This is a genomic window from Singulisphaera chitinilytica (assembly GCF_049331405.1).
Taxonomy (GTDB): domain Bacteria; phylum Planctomycetota; class Planctomycetia; order Isosphaerales; family Isosphaeraceae; genus PoT.
The window spans coordinates 6,129,876-6,147,084 of the sequence record NZ_CP186274.1 but is presented as its reverse complement, the minus strand read 5'-3'; the positions used below and the strand labels follow the sequence as shown (position 1 = coordinate 6,147,084).

Annotated in this window: 16 protein-coding genes; 8 read left to right on the top strand and 8 right to left on the bottom strand. The window is 64.9% G+C overall.

Features of this window, described 5'->3' with window-relative positions; all coding sequences use genetic code 11:
* Window positions 1–29: 29 nt before the first annotated feature.
* Window positions 30–1,067, top strand: coding sequence for a DUF1559 domain-containing protein (locus ACOYYX_RS24400; RefSeq protein WP_422924560.1), 1,038 nt, complete (start codon window positions 30–32; stop codon window positions 1,065–1,067).
* A gap of 179 nt (window positions 1,068–1,246) precedes the next feature.
* Entirely contained in the window at window positions 1,247–1,726 is a 480-nt protein-coding gene (locus tag ACOYYX_RS24395; protein WP_422924559.1) for a hypothetical protein, read from the top strand.
* A gap of 97 nt (window positions 1,727–1,823) precedes the next feature.
* Here ACOYYX_RS24395 and aroQ read toward each other — a convergent pair whose 3' ends face one another.
* A complete protein-coding gene (aroQ, locus tag ACOYYX_RS24390) occupies window positions 1,824–2,462 on the bottom strand; it encodes a gamma subclass chorismate mutase AroQ (protein WP_422924558.1) in 639 nt (212 codons plus the stop codon).
* 318 nt (window positions 2,463–2,780) lie between these two features.
* On the opposite strand from aroQ, the gene ACOYYX_RS24385 reads away from it, so the two are divergent.
* Both ACOYYX_RS24385 and ACOYYX_RS24380 read left to right on the top strand, forming a co-directional pair.
* Window positions 2,781–4,115, top strand: a complete 1,335-nt coding sequence (locus ACOYYX_RS24385; protein WP_422924556.1) for an MFS transporter — start codon at window positions 2,781–2,783, stop codon at window positions 4,113–4,115.
* Window positions 4,116–4,176: 61 nt separating this feature from the next.
* A complete protein-coding gene (locus ACOYYX_RS24380; RefSeq protein WP_422924554.1) occupies window positions 4,177–5,187 on the top strand; it encodes an LLM class flavin-dependent oxidoreductase in 1,011 nt (336 codons plus the stop codon).
* A gap of 205 nt (window positions 5,188–5,392) precedes the next feature.
* On the opposite strand, the gene ACOYYX_RS24375 is transcribed toward ACOYYX_RS24380, so the two are convergent.
* Complete coding sequence (locus tag ACOYYX_RS24375; protein WP_422924552.1) at window positions 5,393–7,381, bottom strand: sigma-70 family RNA polymerase sigma factor; 1,989 nt, start codon at window positions 7,379–7,381, stop codon at window positions 5,393–5,395.
* Window positions 7,382–7,568: 187 nt separating this feature from the next.
* On the opposite strand from ACOYYX_RS24375, the gene ACOYYX_RS24370 reads away from it, so the two are divergent.
* Entirely contained in the window at window positions 7,569–8,033 is a 465-nt protein-coding gene (locus ACOYYX_RS24370) for a nucleoside deaminase (RefSeq protein ID WP_422924550.1), read from the top strand.
* Here ACOYYX_RS24370 and ACOYYX_RS24365 read toward each other — a convergent pair.
* The 6 genes from ACOYYX_RS24365 to ACOYYX_RS24340 form a co-directional block, all read right to left on the bottom strand.
* Window positions 8,023–8,394 carry a winged helix-turn-helix transcriptional regulator gene (locus ACOYYX_RS24365; RefSeq protein WP_422924548.1) on the bottom strand — a complete coding sequence of 124 codons (372 nt, stop codon included), beginning with the start codon at window positions 8,392–8,394 and terminating at the stop codon, window positions 8,023–8,025. The two genes, ACOYYX_RS24370 and ACOYYX_RS24365, sit on opposite strands and share 11 nt — an antisense overlap.
* An 89-nt stretch (window positions 8,395–8,483) precedes the next feature.
* On the bottom strand, window positions 8,484–9,722 hold the full coding sequence (gene cax / locus ACOYYX_RS24360) for a calcium/proton exchanger (protein WP_422924546.1): 1,239 nt from the start codon (window positions 9,720–9,722) through the stop codon (window positions 8,484–8,486).
* 302 nt (window positions 9,723–10,024) lie between these two features.
* On the bottom strand, window positions 10,025–10,810 hold the full coding sequence (locus tag ACOYYX_RS24355; RefSeq protein ID WP_422924544.1) for a hypothetical protein: 786 nt from the start codon (window positions 10,808–10,810) through the stop codon (window positions 10,025–10,027).
* 491 nt (window positions 10,811–11,301) lie between these two features.
* Window positions 11,302–12,768 (bottom strand): hypothetical protein, encoded by a 1,467-nt coding sequence (locus ACOYYX_RS24350; protein ID WP_422924543.1) that lies wholly within the window; start codon window positions 12,766–12,768, stop codon window positions 11,302–11,304.
* Between the two features lie 97 nt (window positions 12,769–12,865).
* Window positions 12,866–13,693: a PKD domain-containing protein gene (locus ACOYYX_RS24345; protein WP_422924542.1), complete on the bottom strand. Its 828-nt coding sequence runs from the start codon at window positions 13,691–13,693 to the stop codon at window positions 12,866–12,868.
* A gap of 593 nt (window positions 13,694–14,286) precedes the next feature.
* On the bottom strand, window positions 14,287–14,571 hold the full coding sequence (locus ACOYYX_RS24340; RefSeq protein ID WP_422924541.1) for a hypothetical protein: 285 nt from the start codon (window positions 14,569–14,571) through the stop codon (window positions 14,287–14,289).
* 173 nt (window positions 14,572–14,744) lie between these two features.
* Between ACOYYX_RS24340 and ACOYYX_RS24335 the strand changes: the two genes are divergently transcribed.
* The 3 genes from ACOYYX_RS24335 (at window position 14,745) to ACOYYX_RS24325 (ending at window position 17,197) form a co-directional block, all read left to right on the top strand.
* Complete coding sequence (locus ACOYYX_RS24335) at window positions 14,745–15,230, top strand: RNA polymerase sigma factor (RefSeq protein WP_422924540.1); 486 nt, start codon at window positions 14,745–14,747, stop codon at window positions 15,228–15,230.
* The gene (locus ACOYYX_RS24330) at window positions 15,227–15,676 is read left to right on the top strand and encodes a hypothetical protein (RefSeq protein WP_422924539.1); all 450 of its coding nucleotides are present in this window, start codon (window positions 15,227–15,229) and stop codon (window positions 15,674–15,676) included. The genes ACOYYX_RS24335 and ACOYYX_RS24330 overlap by 4 nt, the downstream gene beginning before the upstream one ends.
* A gap of 120 nt (window positions 15,677–15,796) precedes the next feature.
* The gene (locus ACOYYX_RS24325; protein ID WP_422924538.1) at window positions 15,797–17,197 is read left to right on the top strand and encodes a hypothetical protein; all 1,401 of its coding nucleotides are present in this window, start codon (window positions 15,797–15,799) and stop codon (window positions 17,195–17,197) included.
* Window positions 17,198–17,209: the final 12 nt, after the last annotated feature.

The following is a 17,209-nucleotide window of genomic DNA, read 5'->3' as shown; positions in this document are numbered from 1 at the left end:
CCCGCATTCTCGCCACAAAGGAGCCAGCCATGCCTGATCGCCGAACTCGCCGCGGTTTCACGCTCATCGAACTCCTGGTCGTCATCGCCATCATCGCCGTACTCATCGGCCTGCTCTTGCCCGCCGTGCAGGCCGCCCGCGAAGCGGCCAGGCGCGCCCAGTGCACCAACAACTTCAAGCAACTCGGCCTCGGGCTGCACAACTACGCCTCGGTCAACACCGAGGCCTTCCCCTGGGCGCAGGGCCCCGGGCCCTACAACGGCTGGTCGGCGCACGTGATGCTGCTCCCCTACATCGAGCAACAGGCCGTCTTCAACGCCACCAACTTCGCCAACACAGGGGCGGCGATGTGGAGCGGCAACCCCGTCAACACGACGATGATGCGGATCTCCATGAACGTCTTCCAGTGCCCGTCCGACATGGACCGCCTGGCCAACGCCGACGGCCACTCGAACTACATGATGTGTGCGGGGGCCACCGCCGACGAGTTCTACTACTACAACACGAACAACGCCAACGTGCCCCAGGCCCTGACCGGCGTCGGGATCTCTTATGCGAGCTATTACATGCCGCAGAGCTACCCGCCCGTGAAGCTGAGCTCGATCACCGACGGCACATCGAACACGGCCGCCTTCAGCGAGATGGTCAAGGGGATCGGCAATGACGACACGGCCCCCTGGGATCCGGTCCTCCCCACCTCGGCCAACGGCGACGCCTCGAGCACCTACCCGGCCTTCCCGCCGAACCCCAATGCCGACTACCAGGCTTGCCTCAAGAGCAAACCCTCGGCCACCTCGACCCCGCAGATCTGGAGCCACGGCTACCAGTGGTACGCCGGAGCCGAGATGGTCGGCTCCTACTGCCACGTCATGCCGCCGAACACCTGGAGCTGCGTCTATGCCAACAACGGCTTCGCCGCCACGGCCAGCAGCCGCCACCCGGGCGTGGTGAACGTGCTCTTCGCCGACGGCTCGACCCGCAGCGTCAAGAACTCCGTGAATACGTCCGTCTGGTGGGCCATCGCCTCGAAGGCCGCCGGCGAGGTCGTCTCGGCCGACGCCTACTGAGCCGATCTGCCCGAGTTCGCCGTTTGCGACGATCGTGGGGTCGCCGCACACGGCCCTCGGGCGCCCAGAGATCCGAAGACGATTCAAAGCTCAACACATGCTCTCAACCTGAGAACATGATCTACCTTCGAAACGACGGCTCCTGCCCAGGTCGGGCCGTCGCGGAGCGAACGAGAACCATGACGCGTCTGAGCCGGGCGGCCATCCTGCTGGCCGCCGCCTCCATCGTCCCCGTCGCGGGCTGCGGCTCGGGGGCCCCGAATGTCTCCTCGTCGACCCAGGAGGTCACGGTGAAGGGGACCGTGACCATCAACGGCAAGCCGGCCACCTCGGGCGAGGTGATCTTCGACCCGTCGAACGTCTACCGCAAGTTCGTCAGCAGCAAGTCGGCCGCGATCGGCGCCGACGGCTCGTACACGCTCACGACCCTCTACGGCGAGAATAAGGTCTCGGTCTGGGCCCCCGACCTCAAGCCCGACGTCGCCCCGCCCAAGCCCCAGGTCACGAAGTCGGCCCCGAGGACCAAAGCGGTCCCCCCGCAGTTCGCCCGAGGCACAACCTCGGCGCCCAAGGCCGGCCCCAAGGGTTCGCTCAAGGCCAACGTGATGGAAGTCTTCGTCGAGGATGGCGACAAGCCGATCAACGTCGCCGTCCCCTGAGCGACCGCCACCCTTTTGAAACGCAAAGTGCCCCCGAGGGCTCCCTCCGATGGATTGGAGTGAGAGCCATCGGGGGCTTCTTTGAATAGGGCTCGCGTCACTTCGGCTTGGCCGGGGTTGATTGGCTCCTTATCCGGGCGCCGGGAGCGGGGGCCTCGACAAGCGGCCGGATCGCCGCGGAACGTGCATCGTCATCGATCCCCTCCCCGGCGAGGATGGTTTCGGCCCGGATCGTGATCCAGAGCCTGAAGCCATCGTCGTCGCGGAGGAGAGACAGCACGCCCGGCAGGGCGGCGAGGAGATCACGGTTCAGGCCGTCGATCTTCGGCCGCAAGACCCCGGCGAGGTCGGGCGCCTTCCCTTCGGGCCCATGCTTGTCGGCCTCCCAGCGGCGGAAGTCGGCACGCTGGACGACCTTCGCCGCCTCGATCTGCGCGGCGAAGAAGGTGCGGGCGACGGCCGGATCGAGGCCGAGGCCCTTGGCACGCTCGGCGACGTCATCGAGCGAGGCGGCCTCGCGCTTCGGATCCTCGATCGGGGCCTTGGCGGCCCACTTCCAGCGGGCCACGTCGTGCATGACGTCGAGCCGCTTCCGCATGAGGCCGAGGAGTTCCTCGACAGCCGGATCGTCACGCTCCTCCACCTTGGTCACGGGGACCTCGATGGGGGGCGACACGGGCCCGCAGCCGGGCGGAAGCAGCACGCACGAGAGCAGGAGAGGGGTGATTTTTCGCATGAAGAAATTCTAGCTCGCTGGCGGTTGGGAGGATAGCCGGGCGGCTGTGAGCTTCCTTATGCCGACCGGTCCGGTAAGATGGCTGGCTCGGAGCGTCGTCGAGCGTGGACCGGCCGCCGTCTCTGCCCGGCACGCGACGATGATCCTCCCGAGCCCTCGCCGTCGTTGGCCCGGCAGTCACCGCGGATGACCCGGCTCTCCATCCGCCCGCGGAATCGAACCGCGTGCGGGCCGGGGGTCGTCCGTTCGGGGCCATGCCAAAAGCCAGGCGGCCGCACTCGCCCACGCCTTCGCCCCCACGAATGGAGAGCCCTGCCGATGCTGGTGGCCGACCGATCCAAGTTCTGCCTGATGTTCTTCCTTGAATATTTCATCAAGGGGGCCTGGTTCCCGCTGCTCGGGCTCTACATGGGGAGCCGTTATCTCAACTTCAGCAGCATCCAGCAAGCGTGGATCTTCAACTCCTTCGCCATCGCCTCGGTGACGGGGATGTTCCTCGGCGGGCAGCTCGCCGACCGCCTCGTCTCGCAGGAGCGGCTCCTGGCCTTCAGCCACCTCGTCGGCGCCCTGACGATGCTGGGGCTCGCGCAGGTCAAGACCTTCTGGCCCTTCTTCGGCCTGATCCTGGTCCACTGCCTCTTCTACGTGCCGTCGCTCTCGATCGCCAACGCCATCGCGTTCGCCCATGCCAAGGACCCTCGCAAGGATTTCGGGCTGCTGAGGCTCTGGGGCAGCGTCGGCTGGGTGACCGCCGCATGGCCGCTCGTCTTCATCCCGATCGACTGGGCAAGGGTCCCCTCGATGGCGGAGGCGGGCGGGTTCTTCGCCTGGCTGGGGAAGGCCCTCTCGACGCCGAAGACCGGCGCACCGATGGAGGCGGCCCTGACCGGCACGTATTACGTCTCGGCCATCGCCTCGCTGATCCTGGCGGCCTTCTGCCTCAGGCTGCCGCACACGCCGCCGGCCTCGCGCCAGGGGAAGCCCTTCGCCCCGTTCGAGGCGATCAAGCTGCTCGCCAAGCCGAGCATCCTCGTCCTCTTCATCGCGACCTTCTTCGACTCCTTGATCCACAACGCCTATTACTTCTGGACCAGCCGCTTCCTGCAGTCGATCGGGCTGCCGGAGAACTGGATCGCGCCCGCGATGAGCATCGGGCAGACGATGGAGGTGATCGCCATGGCGATGCTCGGCTCCATCATCAAGCGGCTCGGCTGGCGCAAGACCCTGATCTTCGGCGTCCTCAGCCAGTCGATCCGATTCGGCGTCTACGCGATGGGGGACCGCGACCTGCTCTGGCCGGTGATCCTCGTGAATGTCGTGCACGGGTTTGCCTATGCCTGCTTCTTCGCCACGCTGTTCATCTACGTGGACGAGCATTTCCCCAAGGACATCCGCACGAGCGCCCAGAGCCTCTTCAACCTCATGATCCTGGGGATCGCGCAGTTCGCCTCCGGGTTCCTCTGGAGCTGGGTGGGGGATCTCTTCGGGACGACCGCGACCGTCGGCGGGCGCGTGGTGAAGGTCATCGACTACCACCGACTCTTCCTCGTCCCGTTCGGCATCTCGCTCTTCACGGCGATCCTGCTCGCGATCTTCTTCCACCCGCCCAAGGACAAGCTCGCGACCTCCTCGACGACGGAGGAGCTCGCATGATCGACCGAGGATCGGCATCGAACCGCCCGACCCCCAAACACCTTCGAGGAGACGCCGGCGCATGTTCACGATCGGGCTGACCGACCATCTCGAAGGGCCGCCGGACCAGCCCTCGTCGATCATCTTCGACGAGGTCTCCGACCTCGTCCGCCTCGGCGACGAGCTCGGCGTGCGCTATGCCTGGTTCTCCGAGCACCACGCCCACGCCCACAAGGGGCACCTGCCCACCCCTTTGCTGCTCGCATTGCATCTCGCCGGCCAGACCCGGCAGATCGCGCTGGGGACGGCGATCATCTGCCTGAACCTGCATCACCCGCTCGACGTGGCCGAGCAGGTCGCGGTGGCGGACGTGCTGACGCAGGGTCGCATGGCGGTCGGCTTCGGCAGCGGGAGCACGCCCGAGGAATCCGAGCTTTTCGGCTCACCCATGATGGACGACCGCGGCCGTCAGGCCCGGTTCGAAGAGGCGCTCGGCGTCATCCGATCGGCCTGGAGCGGCAACTGGCCTGGGGTTGCCCCTCGCTCCTTCGCCGTCCCGCCGCATCGCTCGCTGCCGGTCCCAGCGGCCGACCTCGCCGACCGCTGCTGGGTCGCCGTCAACAGCGTCGGCTCGGCAAGGATCGCGGGCCTGATGGGGTTCAACATGATGTTCTCGCATCTCCGGACCCCGGAGCAGTACCGGCAATATCGCGCCGCCTATCGCGAGGTCGGCGGCACGGGCCTCGTCGCCGCCAATCGCCCGGTCTTCATCGGCAAGGACGACCGGTCCGCATTCGAGCTCGCCGAGGCCGCCTTGCGGACCCTCTGGAGACGCTTCCGCGACGAGGGAAAGATCCCCGCCGCGACCCCCGAGCCCACGCGCCCCGAGGACCTCTGCGACCACCCGATCAACTTCATCGTCGGCGGCCCCGAGACGGTGGCGAACCGCCTGCTCGAGCTGCACGAACAGGCCCCCTTCGACGTCGCCAACCTCGAACTGCGCTGGGCGGGGCTCTCGCACGACATGATCTGCGACAGCCTGCGTTTCCTTATGAGAGAGGTCATGCCGCTGGTCAAGCAGGCTCGAGGCTGAGCCTCGTGCTCCAAGGCCGTTGCTCCATGCGACACGGCCCCGGCCTTCGCAACACGCGAAGGCCGGGGCCGTTATAAATTCTCATGGGGGACGGCTCGCCGAGCTTCCCGCACGTGAGGCCGCCATGACCAAAGAGGTCGACGCCCTTTCATTTATTGCTTATATAAATTATTATTTATCTTCTTAAATTAGAATATTTGTCGCCTTACATATCCTCTGGAGCCTGCAAATTCGATGGCCTTATGGGTTCAAGACTGATTGGGATCACACTTCTCAATTCCCAAATCCTGACGGTGTGATCCATGCCTGCGGAGGCGACCGCATATTGCTTCGGTGCGAAGGCCAGGGAAAAGACATAGCCCTTGTGGCCGGTGATCATCGCCTTCAGTTCCAGTGTTGCGACATCCCAAAGCTTGATCTGGCCATCCTGGCCTCCGGAGATGAGAAATTCACCGTCCCGATGGAAGGCGACAGTTCGGGCCGCGCTCGCATGGGCCACGATAGGGTTGCGGGCCTTACCCACGGCGACATCCCAGACCTGAACATACCCGGGCTCGGCCGTCGTCTTGTCATCGTCGCTGGAGTATCGCTGGCCCGAGGCCGCCGCCAGCTTGCTCCCATCCGGGGAAAGGGCCACGCCGTGAACCGGCTGCTCCGACTGGAAGACCTTTCGCGGCTCGCCCGACGCAACATTCCAGAGCCTGACCGTCTGATCGTAACTCCCTGATGCTAGCCTCGACCCATCGGCGGTGCAGGAAAGGGAGCTGATCCCTTCCGAATGCCCGCGCAAGACGGCCCGTTCTTTCCCCGCCTCCAGATCCCAGAGGGTGATCGTCTTCCAGCCACCCGCTTCGCCATCGGCGGCGGGGTTCGTCCCTCCCCAGGCCAGCGTCTTACCGTCAGGGCACAAGGCCACGACGTTGGCGAAGCAGCGGACCGGGATCTTCAGATGCTCGACGCCCGACGCCACTTCGTAAATCCGGATCGTCATGTCATCGGTGGCCGTCGCCAGGCGAGAGCCATCAGGGCTGAACGAGACGCTCATGACCGCGGCGTGCTTCCCGGTATGAGGGGCGATGTGGATCGTCCCACGCTCCTTGCCGGTGATCGCATCCCAGATCCTCACATCGCGATCGGCCCCGCCCGAGGCCACGAGGTCGCCATCGGGCGAGTACGCGACGCAGAAGGCCGCCTGAGTATGCCCCTTCAAGATCAGGTTGTCACTCCGCATGGGGGTCCAGATGGTCCCCGGCTGAATGCGATCATGACCGGTTGGTGCGGGAGAGGGAGAGGCTGCTTGCGCCGGTTCCTGCTTCGGCGCCGGTGTGTCTTGCTGGGCCAGGACAATCGCACCCGTGGCCAATCCGATGGTCAGCATGCCCGAGGCCACGGGCTTCAATTGAGCGATCCTCATGGAACGCATCATCCTTCCCGCCAAATTGGCGACGTTCGTGGGAATGGAGCCGGACGCCACAACATCAATCGCCTGCCGGACGGCGGCGCCGGCGAGTCGCGTCGGGATGGTGGTCCTTGCCGCTTGCGTCGTGGTCGAAGCACCGAGCACACCAAGAGGCAGGATCAAGGCTCGCGAGGCGAGACGCGATCGCAACCGCTCGCGTGCCCGAGCCAGCCGGGAGAGGACGGTGCCCCGGGCACATCCCAGACGTTCGGCGACCTGCTCGGCCGTCTGGCCTTCCAGGTAGCAGAGCACGACGGGAGCCCGGAACTTCTCGGGAAGCCGGGCGAGTTCGGCATAGACTTCGGGCCAGGCCTCGGGCTCCGGCGGATACTCCTGGGCCTCGTCACGACGGGTTGTCTCGGCATGCTCCTGCTCGCGTGCCCGACGTCTCAGGGCGTCGGCCCTGGCCCTGACGGCGATCCGCTGGCAGACTCCGAACAGCCATGGCCCCACCGAGACGGCCCCGGCAACGGCATGCGACCTCCTGGCCAAAACCAGGAACGTGGCCTGGAAAGCGTCCTGGGCGTCGTGCTCGTCCCTGAGGACCGACCGACAGACGCGCAGGACCATCCCGCCGTGGCGATCGACCAGGACCGCGAAGGCCGCCTCGTCCCGACGCGCGTTGAAGCGGGCGAGCAGTTGGGCGTCGGTGAGGTTGCCGCTTGCCCCGCGATCGAGGAGTTCTTGCAGGTGCCCCGAGACCTCGCGTGTCGATCCAGTTCGCATGGCAGCCATTCGCAATCCCTCGAACCCGGAATCCGCCCTGATATTGCCCGGTCGGGGGCGTTTGATTCCCGGATGATCGAGATTTTCTCGGGATGGCGGGTCGGGAAAGAGCGGAGAAGGGGGCCCAACCCGGGTTAGATTGGGGACATTCTACCCAATAACGCGGCGTCAGGGTCACGAGGCCAGAGGGGGCTCCATGGATCTCATCCGGCGCACGATCGAACTCGCCAGGAAGAATGTCGAGCAGGGGGGGCGTCCCTTTGCGTGTATCATCGCGAGGGACGGCGAGATCATCGCCGAGGCCGTCAATCTCGTCGCGCAGACGCACGACCCGACGGCGCATGCCGAGATCTGCGCGATCCGCGAGGCCTCGGCCAAGCTCGAGACCGAGCACTTCACCGGGTGCGAGTTTTACATCCTCGCCCACCCTTGCCCGATGTGCCTGAGCGCGATGTATTACTGCAGCCCCGACCGCGTCGTCTTCATCACGACGCGCGAGGACTACTCGCAGTTCTACGTCGACGACCGCAAGTACTTCAGCCTCGCCAGCCTCTACGGCGAGGTCTGCAAGCCCTGGCAGGAGCGGTCCATGCCGATGGCCCACGAGCCGGATCCGGAGGCCATCGAGGTCTACCGGCGCTGGCAGGAACTCAACCGCTGAGGGTCTCGGCCTTCAACTGGCCGATCCGGGTCATGTGCTCGGATCCCCACTCGCAGAGTGGGCCGAGGGCGCGGAGGAGGGTGACGCCGAAGTTCGTCAGCGAGTATTCCACCTTCGGAGGGACTTCCTGGAAGTCCTTTCGCAGGACGATCCCATCCATCTCCAGCTCGCGGAGTTGCTGGATGAGCATCTTCTCGCTGATCCCGACCACGAGCCGGCGGAGCTCGCCGAAGCGGCGCGGGCCGGAGCTGAGGGCCCAGAGGATCAAGGGCTTCCACTTGCCCCCGATCACGGCGAGGGCGGCCTCCAGCCCGCAATGGTAGACCTTGCAGATCGGGGGCTCGCTCGTCTCGCTCGACATGGCACGTACCGGGCTCGGAGGGACTTGAGGGATCGATTGTCTCTTGAATCCATCATACGCCCCTCCGCCCGGCGGGACCAGTCTCGGACTCAGCCCAGCCCGACCGCCAGAGGGTCGCGGGCCCATGACGCGTCGGCGAAAACCGGCCTCGAGAGATCCCAGGAAGCTCCCTCATCTTGCAAGAAGGCTGCGGGTTCCGCCGAGGCCGAGGGCGGCCCGGCGGGGAAGGTGCTCGGGTGGGGGGTCTCGGTGAACGGGTGGTTCAGGAAGGCGATCGCGAAGAGGAGATAGACGCCGATGAGGATCAGCCCTTCGAGCCAGGTCGACTCGCCGTCGTTGATCATGATCCGCGTCACGTAGACGCTCATGACGATGGCGATCAGCTCGAGCGGGGAGAAGACGAGGTCCATGTCCTTCCCCATGATCGCCCCCATGAAGACGAGCACCGGGGCCACGAGCAGGCCCACCTGGACGCTCGCCCCGACGGTGATGCCGATGCAGAGGTCCATCTGATCCTTGCGGGCGAACCGGATGGCGTTGAAGAGCTCGGCCGCGTTGCCGACGAGCGCGAGCATGAAGACGCCGGTGAACCTCGGGTTGAGCCTGAGGCTCTCCGAAGCGGGCTCGATGGCCCCGGTCAACACCTCACTCATGATTGCCAGGCCGATTGTCACGGCAGCAAGAACCCCGATGGCCTGGTTCCGGCTCCAGCCGACCTCGGGATGCTCGGCCACCTCATCCGGCCGGACGGCCTCCTCCTTGAGGTTCGCCTTGACCCCGTCCTTGCCGATCAGCGGCCTCTGGCTCCAGAAGATCGCGACGAGGCTCGCCAGGTAGACCACGAACAGGACGATCGCGCTCTCGAAGCTGATCGACCGGGTTGCCGCCGGGTTGAATTGCGACTCGGCCGGGATGATCAGGCCGAACGAGGCCAAGGTCATCAAGGCAGTGCTCATCCGAGCCGCCTTGGAGTCGAACACCTGATTCCTGCGGTGCTTGACCCCGCCCAGGAAGAACGAGATCCCGAGCCCCAGCAGCAGGTTCCCGAGGATCGACCCCGTGAGCGACGACTTCACGATGTCCACGAGCCCCGCGCGGAGGGCGAACGAAGCGATGATGATCTCGGGGGCATTCCCGAGCGTGGCGTTGAGCAGGCTCCCGATCGTCGGCCCGAGGTACTCGGCGAGCACCTCGGTCGCATCTCCCATCAACTTGGCCATCGGCACAATCGCCAGGGCCGACGTCAGGAACACCACGATGGGATTGGCGCCGAACCAGTCCAGACCGAGCCCGATGGGCATGAACACCAGCAACCAGTTCAGCTTCATCAAAAACGCTCCGCTCCGCGCCTGGCCTGGCCTGGCGCCGGAAGTCAACAATGGGGGGAATCCGCCGAAGCGTCGGCCCAGGGTCTATCCACGTCCGCGACCCCGAGCCGCGTCTTTTCGACCATCCAAAATAGCCGCAAGACGCCCCAAGTCCACTTCTTACCGGAATCGAAGATAGGTCGTCCCAAGAGTTGCAGCAGTCGACGCGAACCCACAAAGCGTCCAGGTTGCCGGCCAACAAAAAAGGCTCGCGGACGATCCGGCGATCGCCCACGAGCCCTGGTGTCTTTCCGGCGGTCAGCTCACTTGAAGAGGTGATGCTTCGGCTGGACCGGCACGAAGAGAGGGACGGGGACGACAGGCTGGATGTAGGCCGTCGGGGCCTGCTGATAGTAGACCGGAGCCGGGGCGGGAGCATAGCTCACGGGATACGCGGCCGCGACGGGGGCCGACTGCATGTAGTATCCCGGAGCGGAACCAACATTCCATGAGTCGATCAACGAATTCGTGACTGCATCGAGATCTTGCTCTTCAAACGTATTCAACTCATTCTCTTCGACGCCGATCGAATCGGCAAATTTGGTCCTGGCACTATCCCGCAGAGACTTGCGACGATCCCGGGTAGATCCAGTGCCATTCTCCTTCATTTCGGTCCTTAGCTCCTCCACGATATCGCTACGGTCCACCGCCTTGAGACGGGAGCCGGCGACAGCCGCCGGGGCATTTCCGGCTGCAACAGTACTACCAGCAACAGGCGCACTGGCAACCGTCGCGACCGACGTCGTGCTCACGGCCGTATAGGTGGGGGCCGCGTAGGTCGGGGCGTAGCCGGGATAGGCCACCGGGGCCTGGGCGTAGCCGGAATAGGCCACCGGGGCCTGGGCGTAGGTTGCAACGGCCGGGGCGGCGTAGACCGCGGCCGGGGCGGCGGCGTAGGTGCCCGCAACGGGAGCTTGCGGCGCGAGGTAAATCACGCCCTGGGCCTTATGCTTACCACCAGCAAGAGCGGGCGAGCCGACAAACCCGAGAGACACGGCAAAGAGGCTAGATAAGGACTTCACTGCAACCGATCGAGAATGCATCGCCATCGAATTGACCTCCGCGGCTGCCGACTTGAATCCGTTCGGTCTATTTTTGCGAAGCCAATCCAGCCCCGTTGTTTGAAGTCGTCCCTATACACTCAAAGCGGGGTTCCGATCTTTCGACGGAACGCAGATATTATACCCGCTCCCACGTTCGATTGCGCCTCGATTCGTAGGATATGGGCGGAGACTCGAACTCACGATATCCAAAACCATCGACGTCAATTAATCAATTTACGTAAGACGACTGCCAGAAGAACATACGTTAAAAATCAACATCCACAAACTTATTTATCTTCAAATTTTCCCAACTTATTTCCCCAAATTCCAACACGCATTTGATGGATACCGTCGCCAAGATCGTGCCGCGAGTCCCACGGCGTCGCATGCCGCAGGCTCAGCAGCCTTCAGGCCAGTTCAAACCTTACCGACATCAGGCCGCTCCCGAACCATGACCCGAGAGCGGCCTGCGGCGAAGGCCCGAGTGTCCTGCAGGCTCACTTCCGGCGGAACCAGTGGAAAGGGTTCTGCCCATGCCCCTGGCTGGGCGCATCCTGCGGAGATCCGGTCGGATAGTCGGGCGGTGGCGGGGTATATCCGTTCGCCCCGGGGCACGGCCCGCCGTGATACTTGCACGGGGCCCGGAATGTATTGCACGGGGCGAATGACGTGCCCTCGGGCGTGACGGGGATCGGCGGGCCATAAGGAGCATAACCCGTCACCTGGGCATAGGCGCCAGGAGCCTGGCCGTATCCCGCGGGAGCCAGCCCAATCGGAGCATTCGCGACGGAGGCCTGGGCGAGCATCGGCACCGGAGCCATCTGCAGGCGGGGATTCTTCCGCCTGGCCAGGTGCTCACCGATCGAGCCCAGCACGCTGTCGACCAACCCGGGTGCCTGCAGAACCATCGCCGTCGGGGCCGGTGCCTGAGCGACAGGGGCCTGTGCAACCGGTGCTTGCATCGGTTGCGGCGCGGGAGCGAACGACGGGGCTGGGGCTGGGGCGAAGGCCGGAGCAGGGGCGAACATGGGAGCCGGGGCGGGCGCCGGGGCCGGAGCAGGCGCTGGTGCAGGGGCCGGAGCCGGGGCTTGCGCCGGCTGGGTGAAGAGATTGGGCGCCGGGGCGGGCGCGGGAGCGGGGGCATAAGAGACGGGCGCCGGGGCCATCGCGAACGTCACTTGCGGAGGCGGCGGCGGGGCCAACACGATCTGCTGAGGAGCCTGCTGGACGACCATGGCAGGCGTCTGAGTTTGCACATAATACGGCGCCGGGGCCGGGACATATTGAGACGGGGGTTGGGCCTGATAAACGGGCTGCTGGGGGGGCGGCACATAGGGCGGCGGTTGCGGAGGCGCCACCGGCGGGGCCATCGGGGGCTGCTTCGGCGGCGCGTAGGGAGGGTTGTATCCCTGCTCTGACGGGTACGACTGGGCCGATGGCCCGTCATAATCGTGGGCCGTCCGCGTGACCGACGGGTCGCGCCCGGCGTCTGCCGCCGTGGCGGCGGGGGCGCTCGGGGGCGTCCCTCCCATATTCACGGTGCCCAACCACTCGAAGAGCCCGCGAACGTCGGCGAAGCCCCCCTTCATCCCCGCGATCTGGGCGCCTTGCTTGCCCTTGGCATAAACGATAACCGTCGGGAAGGTCTTGATACCGAGCTTCGTTATCTGGCTCGCGTACGTCTCGGCCGGCATTATCGCGAAGCGCACCGATCGCAGTACGCCGGCGACCTCGGGAGTCTTCTCCAGGAGCCGGCAGAACGCTACGGAATTAGCCGACGTGCGAGAGGTGACGATCAAAATGGTCGGAATACCCCGATCCACGGTCTCCCGGATCGCTTGGGCGGTGGGAGTCCAGATGCCGGGGGCCTGACCCTGCGACGCCTGAGCGAGAGCGTTCGTGGCCGAGATGGCCGACAACGCCATCCCGCACGCCGCGGCTATCGCCCAACTCGTTGAACTCATGCGCCATAAGAATCGCATCGACAAACCTTTCCATCACGGAATATTAGGTGGGAGGATCGTCACCCCTCTGGCTGACGATGCGTGTCGAAATTCAGGCTCAGCGAGCGCGATTTGACGACCGAAATCCTTCGGCGATGAGACGGAACTCCTCGGCGAGCGCGGCTTTCTGCGAGGGGCTCAGCGGCATGCTCCGGGAATCCGGCATCCGCAGGTCGATCCCCTCGGCCCGCATGACCTCGACGGTCTGCGCGGTCAACGGATTGAAGACTCGCTCAATCCAGAGATTCTTGTGCGACGGGTCGCTCGGCAAAACGTCATCCAGCCGGCGTGACATCTCGCTGAACGCGTCGCTATACGACCGATAGAGGTTCATCCGGTCCGCGCTCGCCTCGAAGATGCTGGCGAGCGGGTCGGCGGCCTCGGTGCCACCTCGGAGCGACAGGAGGGCCGACCTCGCAATCTCTTGCGTCGGCATCGGTTCCTGCGCCTGCGGCTCCCCGGCGACGGCATCGACGGCCGAGGAACCGATCCTGTTCCCGGCGCCGACCGTCACGATCACCTCGTCAGGCTGAGAAATCTCGGAGCCCGAGGCGACGACGAGGGCGAAGCGATAGATACCGGGCACGGTCGGCGTGAAGGCGAAGATCGACTGCTCCTCCAGCTTGAATCGGACCGTCGGCCCACCCGTCTGAATCCATCGATAGCCGATCTGCCCGTCCGACTCGCTCCGCGACCCATTCAGTGTGACCTGTCGGCCCACGAGCGCGAGTTGGTCATCCCCGGCGTCGGCATGCAGCCCACTCGGTGCCGTCGCCCCCACCGAGGCGACGACCACCTCGGTGGTATCCGACCCCTGGGGGCCCGAGACCACGAGGAGGAATCTGAGGCTGGGCTCGTCGTGCGGCATCACGAACGAGGCCGCCATTTGGTCTGGCTTCGACAGTTTTACTTTCTTACCTGCGGTCTGTATCCAGCGAAAGCCCGCGCAATTTCCCTCCGAGCGATCGGCCTTGAGCCAGATCGTCTGCCCGGGATTAGGGCTACCTTCAAACCGCGCCACCGCCCTCAGGGACGAGCCCTCAAGGGGGACGGGCGTGGTCGGCGGCGCCTCGAGGAGGCGTGAACCTGTTGGTGTCGTGGGACTTAATTTGCCACTCGAGTCGAGGGCGAGGCTCGCGGGGACCAGGTCGGACTTCTGCAATTCCCCAGGAGCGACTTCATCCTGAATCGCCCATGCATAGCCGGCCCATGCGGAGCCGACGCAGAGTGCGGCGCTCAGCGCATAAATCCTGCGTCTCTTGGAGTTTGACTGCATATTATTTCCCCTCCAATGGGATCACAGTCAGCGGCGACCGTACCTCGGGCAATGGCCTAATTCGACCAGCGATATCCTAAACTTGAGAACTTCACGAAATGAAAAGGGCATTGGCCCCAAAACGTCGCCAGAATCGCGCCATATGTCCTCCGTCCCGCGAAACACTTGCGGGAAACCATCTGACAAGAACCATCACTATCAACTCATCCGCTGAATGTCAGATGTATCATCCCGCCATGATCTCGGCCCCGCTCCACCATCGGCACCGGCACGTTCCCGAAAGGATTCTTACCAGTTAATACCCATTCATCGAATATCTCGCGAATCCAGTGCATGCATGAAATCCAGAGGCTGCAATAGCAAGGCACACCCTTCGGGCAATGGCAAAAATCCAGGTTTTCACATACCCCTTGGTGGCGGATCGGGAAGCCGAAGTCGTTCGCCGTTGACTTCGCCAGGGCATCCTGGCTCGCGTCAAGGCGGGCCATATAGCCTTCCCCCCCAGGTTGATGCCAATCTGGCGTCACGGAATTCCCCACGAGCGGGAGAAACCTCGAGCCCGCGGAAAAAATCGGCGGCGGCGGTGTCGTTAAGGCGGAGAATGTGATTCGACGGCGGGAGTAACGGCGGAGGGGGCATGGCAGGGATCGAGCCTGGGAGGTTGGGGAGGCTGTTTGACGAGCATGGCCCCGCGCTCGTGCTCTATGCCAGGCAGTGGTGCGATACGCCCGAGGACGTGGTCCAGGACGCATTCGTGAAGCTGGCCCGGCAGCGGCTTTCGCCCGATCGGGTCGTGCCCTGGCTCTTTCGCGTGGTGCGGAATACGGCCATCAACGCGTCGAGGGACCGCCGGCGCAGGCAGAAGCATGAGGCCTCCTCGCCGGCGGGAGATCGGGCCTGGTTCACCTCGGATGACGAACGCATCGACGCCCTCGACGCATCGCGATCCCTGGCCGAGCTCGACCTGGAGACGCGTGAGGTCATCGTGGCGCGATTCTGGGGCGGGCTGAAGTTCGAGGAAATCGCAAAGCTGCAGAACTGCTCCGTCACGACGGCCCACCGGCGATACCAGGCCGGGCTGGCCCGATTGAACGAAAGGCTGGAAAGGCAATGGATACAGCAGGCCCCGGCCCCGAGCGAGCGTTGAACGACCTGGAACGGCCACTCCTGGGGCTCCAACCCGTCGCGGGCACGCTCGACCGCGAGCGGATGCTCTTCGAGGCGGGCAGGGCCTCGGCGCGGGGCGAGGGCCTCCAGCGGCTCCTCCTCGCGGCGTCGGCCTTGCTACTGGTCGGGGTGATTGGGCTGGCCGGGCTTTTCGTCAATGAACGGTCCCGACGCCAGGCCCTGGAGATTGGCCTGACGGCCCGAGATCGCGAGCAAGAACGCAGCCCGACGCCGACCTTGCCGGATCCCAGCCCGACCTTCGAAGCCTCCACGACCAGCTACCTCGCCCTGAGCCGCCACGTCCGCCCCGAGGGACTGGATGACCCGAGCCCCCTGGCAGAGATCCTCGGTGCGGAGCGCACGGCCGGATCGACTCCGACGATCCCTATCCGCGTGAGGGACGCGCAAGCCCCCTTCGAGTTCTGAACCTCGACCGCCGCGAAACCTGATTTTCCCCGCAGGAAGCCGGGGGCGTAGCGCATGCGGCGAGGCATGGACGTCCCCCGTCCGTCATGGTCCCAGAGACGAATAAACAAGGAATCACCCATGCAACTATCGCTCCGAATCCGCCTCGCCTGCTTCCAGGCCCTGGCCGTGCTATTTGTTGGGTCCCGAGCGCCGGCCGACGAGGTGCCCGTCAAGTCTCTGGCCCTCAGCCCTTCGCCGGCCCCGGTCCCGGCGCTCCGCCATCGGCTCCTGCCGCTCGAAGCCGAGTTGAACCCCGGCGATGCCGCCCCGATTTACCTGCGGCTGAACGCCGAGAACTCCCCCGAGGGCCTCAAGATCCTGGCGGAGAAGCCCCACGCCTTGCTCGCCTTACCGTTCGATCAATTCCCGACGACCGAGGCCCGGAAGCTCGTCGACCAATGGCGAGTCAGGCTCGCGCAGATCGAATATGGCGCACATCGGCAGACCTGCAACTGGAATTACACCATTCCCGAAGAGCGTGAACATGTCATCGACATCCTCCTCCCTGATGCACAAAGCCTGCGGAACTGGGCCCGCCTCGTCGCCCTGAAGGCCCGCGTGGAGATCGCCGAAGGAAAGCATGACGAAGCATTGCGGACGATCCAAACCGGCCTGGCCCTCAGCCGACACCTCGGCGAAGGCCCCTTCCTGATCAACACCCTGGTCGGCATCGCGTCCGCCTCGATGATGCTCGACCGGATCGAGGAGCTGGTCGAGCGCCCCGGGGCACCGAACCTCTACTGGACCCTGACCGCCTTGCCGTCCCCCCTGATCCCCATACGCCGGGCCGTCACCTATGAATACAAGATGTGCGAATGGCTTCTCCCCGAGATGACCGACCTCGACCGGCCCCGCACCGGGGCGGAGTGGACGGCGCGGCTGGCCAGGTTCCACGGGCGGATCCTCAAGACGGTCGCCGCGTATCAGATCGAGGACGATGCGACCCCCAAGGAACTGGACAAGTTCCGCGAGTGGGTCTTGCCCGAGTCCCGCGACGACCTCAAGTCGAAGCTCGGCAAGCTCGACGGGCTCCACGACGATCAGATGATCCTGATGTTCTATGGAATGAGATATCGCGACCTTTATGACGAGGTGTATAAGGCCACATATCTCCCCATTCATGAGGCCCAGAAAGTCTACACTCAGGGCAAGAGCCAGCTCCGTGCCGTGAAACAGGGACCGCTCCGGCTGTTCTCCAGCCTCATCGCCAACGTGGAGACCGGGCACTCCTCCGAGGCCATCGCCGACCGAAGAATCGCCGCTCTCCGCGTGGTGGAGGCCCTCCGCCTGCACGGGGCCGTCGCGGGGCGACTGCCGAAGTCGCTCGACGAGGTCGACGTCGTCCCACTCCCCAATGATCCGATCACGGGACGTAAGTTCGATTATCGCCAGACCGCCGAGGCCTCGATCCTGTTCAGCCCGCCGCCGAACGGCATCGCCAAGCTCGGCCTCACCTATCGGATCAACCTCCGCAAGTGATCCCGGGGCACT